Source organism: Nonomuraea gerenzanensis (assembly GCF_020215645.1).
Taxonomy (GTDB): Bacteria; Actinomycetota; Actinomycetes; order Streptosporangiales; family Streptosporangiaceae; genus Nonomuraea; species Nonomuraea gerenzanensis.
Window position 1 is genome coordinate 2,181,858 of the sequence record NZ_CP084058.1, and the last position, 15,160, is coordinate 2,197,017.

Below are 15,160 nucleotides of genomic sequence, written 5' to 3' on the forward strand. Positions count from 1 at the left end.
TGGGCGGCATAATGGGAGGATATGTCCGAGCTACGTGCCGATGATCCCAGGCAGCTGGGAGCGTACCGGCTGACACGCAAGCTCGGTCAAGGCGGCCAGGGGGTCGTCTACCTGGGCGAATCACCGCAAGGCACACTGGTCGCGGTCAAGCTGCTGCATGCCAGCCTTTCCGGGGATCCGGCCGCCCGGCGGCGGTTCCTGGGGGAGGTCGAGGCGGTCAGGAAGGTGGCGGCGTTCTGCACGGCGCAGCTTCTGGACGCCGATCTCGACGGTGACCGGCCCTACCTGGTCAGCGAGTACGTCGACGGGCCCTCGCTGCGCGAGCTGGTGATCGAGGAGGGGCCTCGCCAGGGCGGATCCCTCGAACGGCTGGCCATCGGCACCGCCACCGCGCTGGGGGCGATTCACCGGGCCGGGGTGGTGCACCGGGACTTCAAGCCGGGCAATGTGCTGCTCGGCATCGACGGGCCGCGGGTGATCGACTTCGGGGTGTCCCGGTTGATGGACACCGCTTCCACCACGACGCACCTGCCGATGGGGACGCCCGCGTACATGGCTCCCGAGCGGATGAAGGGGGAGTCCGCCGGGCCGCCCGCGGACATGTGGGCGTGGGGGCTGACCGTGGCTTACACGGCTACGGGGCGGCAGGCGTTCACGGCGGACACGCATCAGGAGGTGCTGGCCCGCGTTCTGTACGGGAAGCCTGATCTCGGGTCGTTGAGCGGGCGGCTGCGGGAGATCGTGGAGGCTTGCCTCGCTCCTGAGCCGGGGGAGCGGCCGGACGCCGAGGGGGTGTTGCGGCTGCTGCTCGGGCAGGACGTGGTGGAGGGTGATGTGCTGTCCACGGGGGCGATGGCCGCTGTGGGTGGTGAGCTGGGTGCGGGGCGGTCGTCGGGGGCGGGTGGCGGGCAGGTCTCGGGCTCGGGTTCGATCCCCGGTTCGGGTGCGGTTTCGGGTGCGGGGGGTCGTAGGTCGGAGGGCACTGGTCCGCTTGGGGCGGTTGTCGGGCTGGGGGCGGCCGAGTCCGAGCCCGGTGAGATCACTGATCCCGATCCCACCACGAGCTTTCCCGCGATCACCGCGCCGCTGATCGCGGCGCGCGCCGAGGGAAAAGCCCGCGAGCAGCGTGCGGCCCAGGCCCGGGCTGACGCCGCCGCTGCCGGCCGTGACGAAGGCGCCGCTGCCTCGGGCGGGGGCGAAAGCGCCGCCTCGGCGGGCGGAGAGATGAGCGTCGCCTCGTCGGGCGGAGGCGGGAGTGTCGTCTCGCGGGGTGGTGGCGAAAGTGCCGCAGCCGAAGACGGTGCCGACACGACCACCCGGCCTGAGGCAGTGGCCCTTACTGGCCGCCCTGAGAAGACCTCTCCTCCTGGAGGTGGACGGCGGCGGTTCCGGCCATGGCAGGTGGTCGTGGTGGTGGGTGGGCTGGTGGCGGCGGTGGCCGGGTTCCTGGTGTGGGCGCGGGGGGCCGAGCAGGGGGTGGAGGGGACGTGGACGGGGTCGGCGGAGCACTTCACCGCCGAGCGGGTCTTTCCCATCGAGCTGCACCTGACCAGCGACGACGGCGGGATGATGCGGTGGGGCGCTGACCTGCACTGCTCGGGTCGCCTGGGTCGGACGGGCAGTGGCATGGTGTTCGCCCTTGAGCAGGTGCAGGGCAAGGAGTGTCATCCGGGGACGGTGTGGATGTCGCCCACCGCTGATCCGAACCAGATGGCCATCAAGGTGACACGTGGCGGTAAGGACGACGTGACGTATTCGGGCAAGGTCGCGCGTACGTCCTGACTGGCTGTGTCACGTTCAGGCGGCGATTGGGCCGGGCACCGTTGACTGTTCGCGGGCTGTTGCTTTCAGTAGAAGGCAGAACGGGTGGCGGCGAGGGGAGGCGCCCGTGCCGACGGCGCAGCCGCTCCGAACGGGGGACCCGCAGCGACTCGGGGAGTACCTTCTTTCCGGGCGCCTGGGTGAAGGCGGGCAGGGCGCGGTGTTCCTCGGTTCGAGGGGCGGGGAGAGGTACGCGGTCAAGCTCCTGCACGGGCCCGTGGGGGATGAGCGGGCGGCGTTCCTGCGGGAGGTGGAGCTGGCCAAGCACGTGGCCAGGTTCTGTACGGCCCAGGTGATCGATGCCGGGTTCGACGAGGGGCGGCCGTACATCGTCAGCGAGTACGTGGACGGGCCCTCGCTCGCCCGCGAGGTCACGCTCACCGGCCCCCGGCAGGGTGGCGCGCTGGAGCGGCTGGCGGTCAGCACGGCCACGGCCCTGGCGGCGATCCATCGGGCGGGCATCGTCCACCGTGACTTCAAGCCGCAGAACGTGCTGCTCGGCTCCGACGGTCCGCGCGTGATCGACTTCGGCCTGGCCAAGGCGCTGGACGCGGCGGCCACGGTGAGCGGGCGGGGGGTGGGCACGCCCGCGTACATGGCTCCCGAGCAGATCACGGCCCTGGCGGTCACCGGCGCGGCCGACGTCTTCTCGTGGGGCGCGACGATGTGCTTCGCGGCGAACGCCTCGGCTCCGTTCGGCCAGGACTCGGTGGCGCCGGTGCTGCACCGTATTCTCACCGCCCCGCCTGAGCTGGGGCGGCTGGACGGGCGGTTGCGGGTGCTGGTGGAGTCGTGTCTCGACAAGGATGCCCGTAATCGGCCCAGTAGTCGGGAGTTGCTGTTCGAGCTGTTGGGGGAGGCGACCGAGGGGGTGCCGGCTGAGGTGCTTCGTTCGCCTCCGCCGCACATTCTCCGTGCGCCGCCGCCGCTGATTCCGGAGCAGCGCTCGCCCGAGACGCACGAACGTGGGACGGGGGCGGGCGCGGGCGGGGTGCCCACTGGCGGGCCGGGCGCGAGCGGGCCGGGCGCGGCGGCGTTCCCGATGGCCGAGCCGGAGGCGACGGGCGCGCCGGGCGGCGCCTACCACCTGCCTTCGGGTGCCGACGCTCCGATGCCCTTGCCAGGCTCCGCCGCCGGCCGCTTACCGGGAGCCGCCGCCCCTGGGGCTTCTCCAGGAGGTGGCACGAACACCGGTGAGCCGCCCGGCGCCGGCGGGGCGGCACAGGGCTTCGGCACCGACGACGGCCTCAGGCATGGCTCCGGGCCGGGCTTCGGTGCCGGGGCCGCGATGGAAAGCCCCCCTCATGGTCGCCGGGGCTGGCCCAGGGCCGCCGTCGCGGTCTGCGTAGCGCTGCTGGCGACCGCCGCCGTGCTCCTCACCGTCATCATCCCCACGATCAACAGGAACAACGCCGCAACCCCCACCCCCCAAGCAGGCGGCGGCCCACTCACCTCCGAGCCGATCACCTCCCCACCCTCGGCCTCCGCCCCCTCCACGCAACCGCCCACCAGACCCAAGCCCCAATCCCGCGGCCCTCAAGAGCCCTCCACCAGCGACCCGCCGACGCTGATCCGTCCGGCCACGGCAGCCATCCCGCCCCTGATCGGCCTCGACAGGGCCGCCGCCACCCAGGCGCTCGAACGAGCGGGCCTCACCCCCGGCCGCATCACCGAACGCGACGCCCCCCAGCGGATCGGCCGGATCCTGTCCACCGACCCGGCCCCCGGGACGACCGTGAACCAGGGCACCAAGGTCGCCCTCCAGATCTCGGCGGGCCTGCCGGTCCCGGCCCTGGCGGGCATGCAGCGCAAGGCCGCCGAGGCGGCGCTCGCTCGCGCGGGCCTCGAACCGGGCGGCATCACCCGCTCCTGCTCGCAGCAGCCGGACGGCCAGGTCCTCGGCACCCGGCCCAAGGCGGGGCGCCGGGTCACGGGTGGCACCTCGGTGTCCCTCACTGTGGCCCGCAACGGCAGCCCCGCCCCGTCGGTCGTCGGCCGGCAGCGGGAGGACGCCCGTGCCGCACTCGTGGCGGCGGGCCTGTCCGTGCAGGTGCGGGAGCAGCCGGTGGAGGACGAGGCCGGTGCGGGCACCGTCCTGGCCCAGAGCCTGTCACCGGGCACCTGCGCCAAGCCCGGCACCGACGTCACCATCACGGTCGGCGTGTTCGCGCAGCCGAACCCCGATCCCGGCGAGACCACCCCCTCACCGACCACGACCGGCCCGATCGTCGAGGAGTGATCCCGAGCCGGCGCAGGCGTGCCCCGATCTCTCGCGGGCAGGGGCGAGCGCATGAAGAAGTTGCTCAAGCTCCTGTTCGCCCGCCGCCTGGCCGCCTCCCCGCTGGGCCTGGCCGCCCTCGTCCTCGGCTGGTTCCTGGCCCGCCGCAAGCGGCACCGCCGTGCGGAGGAGACCGAGTACCGCAGAGCCGCTGCGCCGAGGTAGCCACGCGGGCTGCCGGAAGGCGGCACCGCCTATGATCGAGGCCATGCCCCTGACCGCGGACGACGTCGACCGGTTCGTGGCCGCCCGGCCGCGCCTGGAGGCCATCGCCTACCGCCTGCTCGGCTCGGCGGCGGAGGCCGAGGACGCGGTGCAGGAGACGTTCCTGCGCTGGCAGGCCGCCGACGTCGAGCGCGTCGAGGTGCCCGAGGCGTGGCTGACGAAGGTGCTGACCAACCTGTGCCTCAGCCAGCTCACCTCCGCGCGGGCGCGCCGTGAGACCTACGTGGGCCAGTGGCTGCCCGAGCCGCTGCTCGCCGGGGACCCGATGCTCGGCCCGGCCGACACCGCCGAGCAGCGCGAGTCGGTCTCGTACGCGGTGCTGACCCTGATGGAGCGCCTGACGCCCAACGAACGGGCGGTGTACGTGCTGCGGGAGGCCTTCGGCTACCGGCACCGGGAGATCGCCGAGATCCTCGACCTCACCGAGGCCGCCTGCCAGCAGATCTTCCACCGCGCCAAGCAGCACGTCGCCGACGGCCGGACCCGCACGGAGATCGACGAGGCGGCGGCGAGGAAGATCGTCGAGGAGTTCCTGGCGGCGGCCACCAGCGGCCGGACCGAGCCGCTCGTCCGCCTGCTCACCGCGGACGCCGTCTCCGTCGGCGACGGCGGCGGGAAGGTCCCGGCACGGGCCAAGGCGTTCGAGGGGGCCGTGGCGGTGGCGAAGTTCCTGCGCGGCCTGTTCAAGCCCGCCGAGTCGAAGCGGGCCATGCTCGGGGGCCGGCCCGAGGTGCACATCACCACCGCCAACGGGGGCCCGGCCGTCGTGGCGGTCGTGGACGGGCGGGTCGTCGGCGTCATGTGCCTGGAGATCACCGCCGACGGCATCGCCGCGTTCCGCAACCAGATCAACCCCGACAAGCTCGTGCGCGCGACCGAGCGGTGGGCGGCCGGCGACCACGGTGAGCCGCTGTTCGTCGCGTACTGAGTGGAGTGTGAGGGGCATCACAACGGGTTCCTGTCAGGAATCGCGGGGCCGTCCGGTTCAGGGGGCGGAACCGCGTAAGACAGGAGCGAGGAAATGCAGCACCGAATCGTCGTCCTCGGAGCCGGATACACCGGAGCCTTCGCCGCCGGCCGCCTCGCCAGGCGGCTGCACCGTGAAGACGTCGCCGTCACGCTGGTCAACGCCGAGCCCGACTTCGTGGAACGGGTGCGCATGCACCAGCTCGCGACCGGCCAGGAGCTGAGGCCGCGGCCGTTCAGCGAGATGTTCGCGGGCACGGGGGTCGAGCTGAGGCTGGGCAGCGTGACCGGCGTGGACGTGGATCGCAAGACCGTCAGTGTCGTCGCGGCGGACGGTGCCGAGGAGCTGCCCTACGACACGCTCGTCTACGCCCTCGGCAGCGCCTGGAACCCCCAGGGCGTCCCCGGCACCGCCGAGCACGCTTACGAGATCGCCGGCCGCCCCGGGGCGCTCCGCCTGCGCGAGCGCCTGAACGGTCTCGGCGCGGGCCAGAGCGTGGTCGTCGTCGGCGGCGGGCTCACCGGTGTGGAGGCCGCGACCGAGATCGCCGAGGCCCGCCCCGACCTGCGCGTCGCCCTCGCCGCCAGTGGCGCGCTCGGCGGCTGGCTCTCCCCGAAGGGCCGCGCCCACCTGCGCAAGGTGTTCGGCAGGCTCGGCATCACCGCCCACGAGCACACCACCGTCGCCGCCGTCGAGCCGGACCGCGTCACCACCGCCGACGGCACCGCCATCCCGGCGGCGGTCACCGTGTGGACCGCTGGTTTCGCTGTCCACCCGATCGCGGCGGCGACCGCGCTGGAGCTGGCCGCCAACGGACAGATCGTGGTCGACGACACCATGCGCTCGGTCTCGCACCCGGACGTGTACGCCATCGGCGACGCGGCCAGGGTGATGGGCCCGGGGGACAAGCCGCTGCGCATGTCGTGCGCCTCGGGACTGCCGACCGCCTGGCAGGCCGCCGACGCGATCGCCGCTCGCCTGACCGGCGGCAAGCTCCCGCACGCGCCGCTGCGTTACTTCAACCAGTGCGTCTCGCTGGGGCGCAAGGAGGGCTTGATCCAGTACGTCACCGCCGACGACCGTGCCGTCAGCGCGGCCCTGACCGGCCGGTTCGCCGCCGTCTACAAGGAGCTGGTCTGCAAGGGGGCCGCCTGGGGCGTCGCCCACCCGATGTTCGGGATGCCCGCGCGGCCCCGCCGCGTCCTGCGGGAGGGCTCGGCCGCCGGCGCGGTGGCGTAGCGGTGCGGGGACGGCCGGGCGACGATTCCCCGCCGGGAATTGCCGGGCCGGCGGGCGGGCCAGCAGGATCCCGGCATGCGTACTCATCGACTGGAACGGCCGGAGATCGTGCTCAGCCAGGCGCCCGTGCCGGAGCCGGGGCCGGGGCAGCTCCTGGTCCGGGTGCACGCGGCGGCGCTCAACAAGCGCGACCTGCTCATCCTGGACGGCACCTACGCCCTGCCCGCCCGGCCGGGGGTGATCCCGGTCAGCGACGGGGCGGGGGAGGTGGTCGCGGCAGGGCCGGGGGTGAGCAGGTTCAGGGCAGGGGACCGGGTGATGGGGTCGTACTGGCCGCGCTGGCATGACGGCCGGCTGCGGCCCGAGCTGGTGGACCAGCCCGGCTGCACGTCGGACGGCATGCTGACCGAGTACGCGCTGCTCGACGAGCAGGCGGCGGTGGCCGTGCCCGAGCACCTGAGCTGGGCCGAGGCCGCGACGTTGCCGTGCGCCGCGCTGACCGCGTGGACGTCGCTGACCGGCGGCGGGAAGCTGCTGCCCGGCAGGACCGTGGTGCTGCTCGGCACGGGCGGGGTGTCGCTGTTCGGGGTGCAGCTCGCGCGGCTGCTCGGGTGCCGGGTGATCGTCACCACGTCGCGGGCGGGCCACGCCGACCGGCTGAAGGCGCTGGGCGCCGACCACGTGATCGACTACACCGCCACGCCGCAGTGGTGGCGGCGGGTGCGGGAGCTGACCGGCGGCAAGGGGGCGGACCTGGTGGTGGACACGGCCGGGCCCGCCACGATCGACGGCTCCGTACGGGCCGCCGCGCTCTACGGCGAGGTGGTCGTGCTCATCACCAGGGATGACACGAGCGAGCACCTGGCGATCTCCCACGAGGCGTACGCCTCCAGCCTGGCCACGCTGCGCCGCGTCTTCGTCGGCAACCGCACGGACCTGGAGGAGCTGTGCGCCGCCGTCGCCGCCGCCGGGCTGCGGCCGGTGATCGACCGGACCTTCACCGACGTGCGCGCCGCTTACCGCCACTACCGGGAGGGCTCGCCGTTCGGGAAGGTCGTCATCGAGCTCGGCCCCGCCTGACCAGCCGGCCATGGACGTCACGAAGGGCGCGTGAAGGCCGGTGAGGCGGTGCGGCGGCCCTACGAGCGGCGTCTTCTGCGGGCGGAGCGGCGGGTGCCCTGGCCCGTGCCCGGGATGAGGCGCAACGGGCGCTCGCGCAGCGGCTGCGCCACCAGCTCGCGCAGCTCCTCCAGCCCGGTGACGTCGTGGTGGCCGGAGGTGAGGACCGCCGTCGCGAGCTCGTACGCGTCGTCGCCCGCCATCGACCTGAGCTGATCGATGAGGACCCGGGCACCGCCGAGCTCCAGCAGGGTGAGGAAGTTCTCCGCGCCCAGCAGCAGGTGCTCGTGCCGGTCCAGCGTCGCCGGGTCCACCTCGCCCGCGTCCACGAGCAGGGTCAGGGCGGTGGCGGCCAGGACGTGATCGTGGCGCAACGCCCGGACCAGGGCCGCACCCTGGGGATGCACCTCGGCGAGCACGGCGAGCATGGCGGCGGCGCGGGTGCGGAACGGGCAGTCGCGGATCGCCCGCAGCAGCACCTCCAGGTCCTGGCCCGGGCGGGACAGCCAGGCGTTCAGCTCGACGGCGGCCTCGCGGGGCGGGTAGTGCTGGAACAGGACGCCGAGCAGCTCCGCCGGAGGTGCGGTGGCCAGCTCGCCGATCAGCGGGGCGTCGTGGCCCTGCGCGAGCAGGCGGTCCCGCAGGTGTGCCAGGGCGAGCGGGGTGAGGCGGGCCAGGAGGAGGTCGGGCTCTGCGAGGCGGGCGCGCAGGCGTTCCAGCGCGTCAGGCGGCAGCGGCCGATCGTCGTCGGGCTGCTCGTCCGGGGGCCCGCGGGTGAGGTCCACGGCGCCCAGGTCGGCCAGCATCTCCAGGGTGCCGTCCAGCTCGACGGCGGCCCAGCGGCGCCGGAGGTCCTTGATCCGCTCGGGTGTCCCGTCCCTGGCCGTGTGCTCCTGGCAGGTCAGCCAGACCAGCTCCGCCACGCGGGCCACGGGCACGTCCCGCATGCCGTACAGGGCGTCCAGCATCTGGTCGAAGCACTCGGTGTGGCCGCCTGCGGTGATCAGGTGGGGCAGCGCGTCGAAGGCGCGGGCCCACAGCGCCGACGGGTCGCGCAGCAGCGGGGCGGCCCTGGCCACCCGGCACAGGCGGCCCCTGCTGACGCGGACCAGGCCCAGCCTCCTGGCCCAGGCCAGCAGCAGACTCAGGCGCGGCAGGCCGGCGGAGCCGCGGACCTGGAGCTGCTCCTCGCCGGTGCCGAGGAGGATCGACAGCTCGCGGGCGTCGGCGAGGGTGAGGTCACCCGCCCTGGTGAGGGGGCGGCCCACCTCGCCCGCCCAGGTGGCCAGCGCGACCAGGCGCCGTACCGTCGTGCTGCGGGCGGCGGCCTCGGCCAGGTCGGCGGGCGCGGGCAGCGCGACCGGCGGTGGCAGGCAGCCGCGCTCCTCCTCCAGGTCGAGGTCCGTCCGGGTGCAGCGGGCCCGCAGGAGCCGGTCGAGCAGCTCCTGGTCGTAGCGGATGCGGCCGGCGTCGAGGTCGAGCTGGAAGTCCCGCAGCGCGCCCGGGCCGGCGAGGTCGTTGCCGTGGTCGAGGGCCGTCTGCGCCCAGAACTTGGCCAGCCCCTGCAGGGAGGGGTCGTCCAGGGCCGCGCGGAAGTCGGGCAGCGCCCGGATGATGGCGTCGTCGGCCTGCGCCGGTGTGGCGCCCCGCGGGTCGCGCAGGCCGGTGGCGGCGAGGTAGTGCAGAAACGTGCGCAGGATCTCCGGCGCGATCTCCAGGATCTCCCTGGGGGTCACCACGTACTTGGGGATCCAGCCTAGCAGGTAGCGCCTGATCTGCGGCTCGTCCCAGTAGGCAAGGCGGCCGTCACGGCTGCGGTGGCGGGCGTCGAGGGCGGCGCGGAGCAGCGGCGCGTCGGCGGGGCGGCCGTGCTCGTCCGCCCAGGCGAGACAGCGCCTGATCAGGACGGTCCTGGCCGCCTCGTACTCCTCCGTCTCCTGAGGCTCGAACCACGTACGCAACCGCGTGCCTCCTCCCACGGGCGAGGTCCGGCATATCAGTATTCCGGGTACGGAGCCGCCGAGGGGGCCACTTGAGCGGATGCGGCTACTTCAGCGCCCCCGCCGTCAGCCCCGCCACGATCCGGCGCTGGAAGAACAGCACCAGCAGCACCAGGGGAAGGGTGACCAGCACCCCGGCGGCCATCTGCGTCCCGAAGGGCGTGTCGAACTTGGCCGCCCCCGTGAACTGGGCGATCCGCACGGTGGCCGGCTGCCGGGCTTGATCGTTGATCATGGTGACCGCGATGATGAACTCGTTCCAGGTCGCGATGAACGCCAGGATCGCCGTGGTGAAGATGCCCGGCGCCGCCAGCGGCAGCAGGACGCGGCGGAACGCGGCGAACGCCGTGCAGCCGTCGATCATGGCGGCCTGCTCCAGGTCGTACGGGAGCTGCCGGAAGAACGCCGTCAGGTTCCAGATGGTCAGCGGCAGCGCGAACGACATCGACGGCACGATCATCGCCTGGTAGGTGTTGATCCACCCGATCGCCGTGAACAGCTCCAGCAGCGGCACGATGAGCAGCGCCCCGGGGAACATCGACACGGCGATCACCAGGGCCAGCACGACGTTCTTGCCCCGGAAGTCCAGCCGGGCCAGCGCGTAGGCCGCCAGGGTGCCCACCAGCAGCGTCACCGCCGTGGTGACGCCCGCGACGATGAGGCTGTTGAGGAGCGACTGCCCGAAGCCCAGGTCGGCGGCGAACACCGCCTCGTACGACTCCAGGGACCACGGCGCGGGCAGCGGCGACTTGTCGTGGATGTCGGCGGTGCGGCGGAAGCTCGACACCACCATCCAGTAGAACGGCACCAGGCAGTACAGCGCGATGCCGATCATCCCGGCCCTAGCCCACACGGGCGCTCCCCTCACGCCGGCGCGCCCGTACGTCACTGAGCAGGTCCGCCCCGAGCAGCTTCACGAACACGAACGCGATCACCGCGATGTAGCAGAACAACGCCGTCCCGTAGGCCGACGCGGGCCCGTAGTGCACCCGGGTGGCCTCGTCCCAGATCAGCCCGGACAGCGTCTCCACGGACTGCTTGCGCGGCCCCACCAGCACGTACGGCAGATCGAAGATCCGCAACGCGTCCATCAGCCTGAACAGCACGGCGACCAGCAGGGCGGGCTTGACCAGCGGCAGCGTGACCCGCCAGAACGTCTGCCACGGCGTGGCCCCGTCCACCTTCGCCGCCTCGTACACCTCGGCGGGGATGATCTGCAGCCCGGCCAGCACGAGCAGCCCGACGAACGGCGCCGTCTTCCACGTGTCCGCGACGATGACCGCGAGCTTGGCCCAGGGGCCGTCGGCCGTCCACAGGATCTCGGTGCCGAGCAGCGCGTTCGCCACCCCGTCCGCCTGGAAGATCCACTTCCACATCAGCCCCGCCACGGCGGTCGGCACCGCCCAGGGGATGAGGATGCTGGCCCGCAGCAGCGCCCGCCCCCTGAACGCGCGCCGCATGACCAGCGCCATCGCCACGCCCAGCACGACCTCCAGGGACACCGTCACCACGGTGAAGAGCGTCGTGTTGAACGCGGCGTTCAGGAAGCGCTGCTGCACCACGCCCGCGTAGTTCGCGAGCCCGGCGAACCACTCGCCCTCCACCACGAACCCGTCGGCGTCCAGCCGCTGCCCGCTCTCGTAGAACGACTCCCGCATGGCCGCGACCAGCGGGTAGAAGACCACCAGGGCGAGCACGAGCAGGGTGGGCGACAGCAGGGCGGCCGCCGCCCACCGCGACGATCGGGGCGTCACTTGAGCAGTGGCCCGAGCGCGGCCTGGAGCTCCGACAGGCCCTGCTCGACCGGCTTGGCGCCGGTGACGATGGCGTACGCGGACTCCTGGATGGCGGCGGTCACGTCACCGTACTTGACGGCCTTGGGGCGCGGCTCGGCGGCGAGGATGCCCTCCTTCAACGCGGGCAGGTACGGGTACTTCTCGATCATCGCGGGATCCTCGTAGACCGCGGCCCGCGGCACCGGCATCGAGCTGGTCTGCGCGAACGCCTTGATCTGCGCCTCGCTGGTCATGAAGGCGACGAAGTCCTGCGCCGTCTGCTTGTGCTTGGAGAAGGCGGAGACGGCCAGGTTGTTGCCGCCGAGCGTGCCCGCGCCCGGCCCGTCGAGGCCGGGGATCGGGGCGACGTCGAACTTGCCGTTCACCTTGCTGGAGCCGTCGGTCTTCTGCGCCGCCTCGTAGCCGTAGGCCCAGTTGCGGTAGAAGAGCAGCTTGCCCTCCTGGAAGGCGACCCGTCCCTCTTCCTCCTTGTACGTGATCGCCTCCTTCGGGATCATCCCGCTCTTGAACCCGTCCGCCAGGAACCGCGCGGCCTGCTTGGCGGCGTCGCTGGTGAGCTGCGGCTGCCCGGAGGCGTCGAGCAGCTCGCCGCCGGCCGAGGCGACGGCCTCGGCGAAGTTCACGGTCAGGCCCTCGTACTTGTCGAACTGGCCGCCGTAGCAGCTCATGTCCTTCTGCTTCGGCAGCACCTCCTCGCAGATCCGCTTCATCTCGGCCCAGGTCTTGGGCGGCTGCTTGACCAGGTCGGTGCGGTAGTAGAGCAGGCCGGTGCCGGTGAACATCGGCATCGCATACAGCTTGTCGCGATATTTCGCCGTCTCGATGGTGGTGGGCAGGAAGCCGGTGGTGTCCAGCTTGAGCTCGTCCACCCACCGGTTCGCGGCGAACTCGCTGGTCCACACGGCGTCGATGAGGATGACGTCCCCGGCGTCGGACTTGGTCTGCGCGTTCTGGATGAGCTTGCGGCGCTGCTCGTCGGCGCTCTCCGGCAGCAGGACGACGCTGACCTTCTCCTGCGGGTGGGCGGCGTTCCAGGCGTCGACGATCTTCTGCACGGACTCGGCCTCGAACTTGCCGCCGAGGAACGTGATCGGCCCGCGGGTCTGCGCGGGCGCCTCGGGGGTGGAGGATCCGCAGGCGACCAGGCCCGCGCCGAGCGCCAGCGCGGCGGCGGTGACGTGCATGGCTTTCATCGGGGGGTTCCTTCTTTCAGGGGTACGGTCTCGCCGGTCAGCCGTGACCGCTCCGCGGCCCAGGCGATGAGGTGGCTGTGCAGGCTCTGCGCAGGCGAGGAGAGGATCGGGGTGCGGTCCCGCGTGGCGACCGCCGTCAGGAACGCCTCCACCAGCGCTTCGTCACCGCCCCCGTGCCCGCCCCTGGCCGTGCCGTCCCCGCTCGGGCGGGTGTCGACGACGGAGGAGCGGCCGGTGACGAAGTCGTGGACGGTCAGGTGCTCGCCGTCGCCCTCGATGGAGCCGCGGGTGCCGAAGATGCGGGTCTGCCGGTGCTGCGCGGGCGTGAACCCGGTCATGGTGAACGACGCGGTCGTGCCGCCCTCGAACTCCAGGTTCACGACCTGGTGGTCGACCACGTCGTTGTCGCAGGCGTAGACGCACCTGCCGTACGGGCCGGTCCTGAGCGCCGCCAGCACCCCCTCCTCCGAGACGTCGTCCGTGAGCACGGACAGCGGCCAGGAGTGGTCGCCGGCGAGCGGCAGGTAGATGCGCTTGGCCGAGTACGGGCAGGACGGCTCGACGGAGCAGTCCAGGCAGCGGTCCGCGGCGCCCTCCGGCCGGTTCTCCGGCCGGAAGTGGTGCAGCCCGCCGAACGAGGAGACCCGCGTGACCTGCTTGCCCGTGAGGTGCACCAGCCAGTCGAGGTCGTGGCAGGACTTGGCCAGCAGCATGAACGTGGACTCGTCGGCCCGCCGCCAGTTCCCCCGCACGTAGGAGTGGGCCTGGTGCCACCACCCGACCGGCTCCAGGTGCTGGACGCTGACGATCTCGCCGATCCGCCCCTCGTCGAGCAGCGCCTTCAGCGCCCGCGTGTAGGGGGTGTAGCGCAGCACGTGGCACACCGCGAACACCGCCCCCGAGCGCTCGGCCGCCGTCACGATGGCCCGGCAGTCGTCCTCGGAGACCGCCATCGGCTTCTCCAGCAGGATGTCGTAGCCCAGCTCGGCGAAGCGCACCGCGGGCTCGACGTGGTCGCGGTCCTGCGTGGCGATGACCACCGCGTCCGCCTGCCGGGGCAGCGCCGCCAGCTCCCGCCAGTCCGCGTACGGCACCGCGCCGGGGAACCTGTCACGGCGGCCGGCCAGCGGATCGGCCACCGCGACCACCCGGGCCCTGCCGGTCGCGGTCGCGTGGCGGGCATAGGAGGTCCCCCGCGACCCCGCCCCGACGACGGCGAGTGTCACCATACGAGCGCCTCCCACATATGTAACCAATTCACGTATGTCGGCCGATGCTAGGATCCGGGCTGGTAGCCGTCAATAGGGAAGTTATGGGAAAGGGTCTCATAAGTGACCGAGCTCCGGCCGGGTGACGCGTCGCTGCTGCGCAAGGTGAACACCCAGGTCACGCTCAGAGCGCTGCGCCGGGCGGGCGTGGCCACGCTGACCCAGCTCGGGCGGGTCACCGGGCTGTCCAGGCAGACGGTCGAGGCGGTGCTCGACGAGCTGGGCGAGCGCGGCTACGTCCGGGAGGTGCCGCCCGACGAGGGCGTGATGGGGCGGCCCGCGCGGCGGTTCGGGTTCCGGGCGGACGCCGGCTACGTGGTGGGCGTGGAGGTCGGCGGCGACTCCATCGTGGCCGCGCTGGCCGACCTCAACGGCGAGGTGATCGCCTGGGAGCGGGCCGAGGTCTCCGGCGACGCCGCTGCCCACGAGCGGCTGGAGGCCGCCGAGCGTACGGCGCTGGCCTGCGTGGACGGCGCCGGCGTGGCCCGCAGGCGGATCTGGACGGTGGCGGCGGGCACCTCCGGCATCGTGGACAGGACAGGCCGCGTGTCCCTGTCGATCACCCTGCCCGGCTGGACGGGCGTGGACCTGGCGGGGCTGGCCGGCCGCTGGTTCGGCGGCACCGCGCTGGCCGCCAACGACGCGAACCTGGCCGCCCTCGCCGAGCACTGGCGCGGCAGCGCCCAGCACGCCTCCGACGTCGTGTACGTGCTGATCGGCCACCGCGCCGGCGCCGGCATCCTGATCGGCGGCCGGCTGCACCCGGGCCGCACCGGCGCGGCCGGCGAGATCGGCACGCTGCGGCAGGTCGGCTGGGAGGACGCCGCCCGCGAGCTGGTCAAGGACGCCTCGGCGGCGGAGGTGTTCGAGGCGGCGCTGCGCGGCGACCGCGACGCCGTGCGCCGGGTGGACCGCTACGCCGAGAACCTCGCCATCGGTGCCTCCGCCCTGGCCCTGGCCATCGACCCCGACCTGCTGGTGCTCGGCGGCGGCTACGCGCGCGCCGGCGACGTGCTGCTCGAACCGCTGCGCCGGCACCTGGCCGAGCTGTGCGTGAGCGCGCCGGAGGTGGTGGCCTCCACGTTCGGGGACGAGGGGGTGGCGATCGGCGCGGTCCGCCTCGCGCTCGACCACGTCGAGCGGGAGATCCTGGGGCTCTGAGGCGCTCCTGCCGGGGCCGCGGGGACCTGAGGGCTGAAGGTGGGCCGGTCTGCTGCTGCCGCGGCACCTGCCCCACAATAAGGACCGCTGATA

Annotated in this window: 12 protein-coding genes; 7 read left to right on the forward strand and 5 right to left on the reverse strand. The window is 73.0% G+C overall.

All coding sequences use genetic code 11. The features are described 5' to 3' along the window. Positions 1-21 precede the first annotated feature (21 nt). The 6 genes from LCN96_RS10550 (at position 22) to LCN96_RS10575 (ending at position 7,610) form a co-directional block, all read left to right on the forward strand. Positions 22-1,782 (forward strand): serine/threonine-protein kinase, encoded by a 1,761-nt coding sequence (locus LCN96_RS10550; RefSeq protein WP_225272408.1) that lies wholly within the window; start codon positions 22-24, stop codon positions 1,780-1,782. A 106-nt stretch (positions 1,783-1,888) separates the two neighbouring features. Further along, positions 1,889-4,060, forward strand: coding sequence for a serine/threonine-protein kinase (locus LCN96_RS10555; protein ID WP_225272409.1), 2,172 nt, complete (start codon positions 1,889-1,891; stop codon positions 4,058-4,060). Between the two features lie 51 nt (positions 4,061-4,111). Beyond that, a complete protein-coding gene (locus LCN96_RS10560) occupies positions 4,112-4,264 on the forward strand; it encodes a DUF6203 family protein (protein ID WP_225272410.1) in 153 nt (50 codons plus the stop codon). A 43-nt stretch (positions 4,265-4,307) separates the two neighbouring features. Continuing rightward, positions 4,308-5,252, forward strand: coding sequence for an RNA polymerase sigma-70 factor (locus LCN96_RS10565; protein ID WP_225272411.1), 945 nt, complete (start codon positions 4,308-4,310; stop codon positions 5,250-5,252). 93 nt (positions 5,253-5,345) lie between these two features. Then, positions 5,346-6,530, forward strand: a complete 1,185-nt coding sequence (locus LCN96_RS10570) for an NAD(P)/FAD-dependent oxidoreductase (RefSeq protein ID WP_225272412.1) — start codon at positions 5,346-5,348, stop codon at positions 6,528-6,530. A 75-nt stretch (positions 6,531-6,605) separates the two neighbouring features. Continuing rightward, complete coding sequence (locus LCN96_RS10575; RefSeq protein ID WP_225272413.1) at positions 6,606-7,610, forward strand: zinc-dependent alcohol dehydrogenase family protein; 1,005 nt, start codon at positions 6,606-6,608, stop codon at positions 7,608-7,610. 59 nt (positions 7,611-7,669) lie between these two features. Here the strand turns inward: LCN96_RS10575 and LCN96_RS10580 are convergent, their stop codons facing one another. From LCN96_RS10580 to LCN96_RS10600, 5 genes are all read right to left on the reverse strand, one after another. After that, positions 7,670-9,610: a hypothetical protein gene (locus tag LCN96_RS10580; protein WP_225272414.1), complete on the reverse strand. Its 1,941-nt coding sequence runs from the start codon at positions 9,608-9,610 to the stop codon at positions 7,670-7,672. 85 nt (positions 9,611-9,695) lie between these two features. Beyond that, on the reverse strand, positions 9,696-10,502 hold the full coding sequence (locus LCN96_RS10585; protein ID WP_225272415.1) for a carbohydrate ABC transporter permease: 807 nt from the start codon (positions 10,500-10,502) through the stop codon (positions 9,696-9,698). Then, the gene (locus LCN96_RS10590) at positions 10,492-11,403 is read right to left on the reverse strand and encodes a carbohydrate ABC transporter permease (RefSeq protein ID WP_225272416.1); all 912 of its coding nucleotides are present in this window, start codon (positions 11,401-11,403) and stop codon (positions 10,492-10,494) included. Before LCN96_RS10590 ends, LCN96_RS10585 begins: the two co-directional genes overlap by 11 nt. Next, complete coding sequence (locus tag LCN96_RS10595; protein ID WP_225272417.1) at positions 11,400-12,638, reverse strand: ABC transporter substrate-binding protein; 1,239 nt, start codon at positions 12,636-12,638, stop codon at positions 11,400-11,402. The genes LCN96_RS10590 and LCN96_RS10595 overlap by 4 nt, the downstream gene beginning before the upstream one ends. After that, a complete protein-coding gene (locus LCN96_RS10600) occupies positions 12,635-13,867 on the reverse strand; it encodes a Gfo/Idh/MocA family protein (RefSeq protein WP_225272418.1) in 1,233 nt (410 codons plus the stop codon). The genes LCN96_RS10595 and LCN96_RS10600 overlap by 4 nt, the downstream gene beginning before the upstream one ends. A gap of 102 nt (positions 13,868-13,969) precedes the next feature. Here LCN96_RS10600 and LCN96_RS10605 point away from each other — a divergent pair, with 102 nt between their 5' ends. Further along, positions 13,970-15,067 (forward strand): ROK family transcriptional regulator, encoded by a 1,098-nt coding sequence (locus tag LCN96_RS10605; RefSeq protein ID WP_225272419.1) that lies wholly within the window; start codon positions 13,970-13,972, stop codon positions 15,065-15,067. The last annotated feature ends 93 nt before the right edge of the window (positions 15,068-15,160 follow it).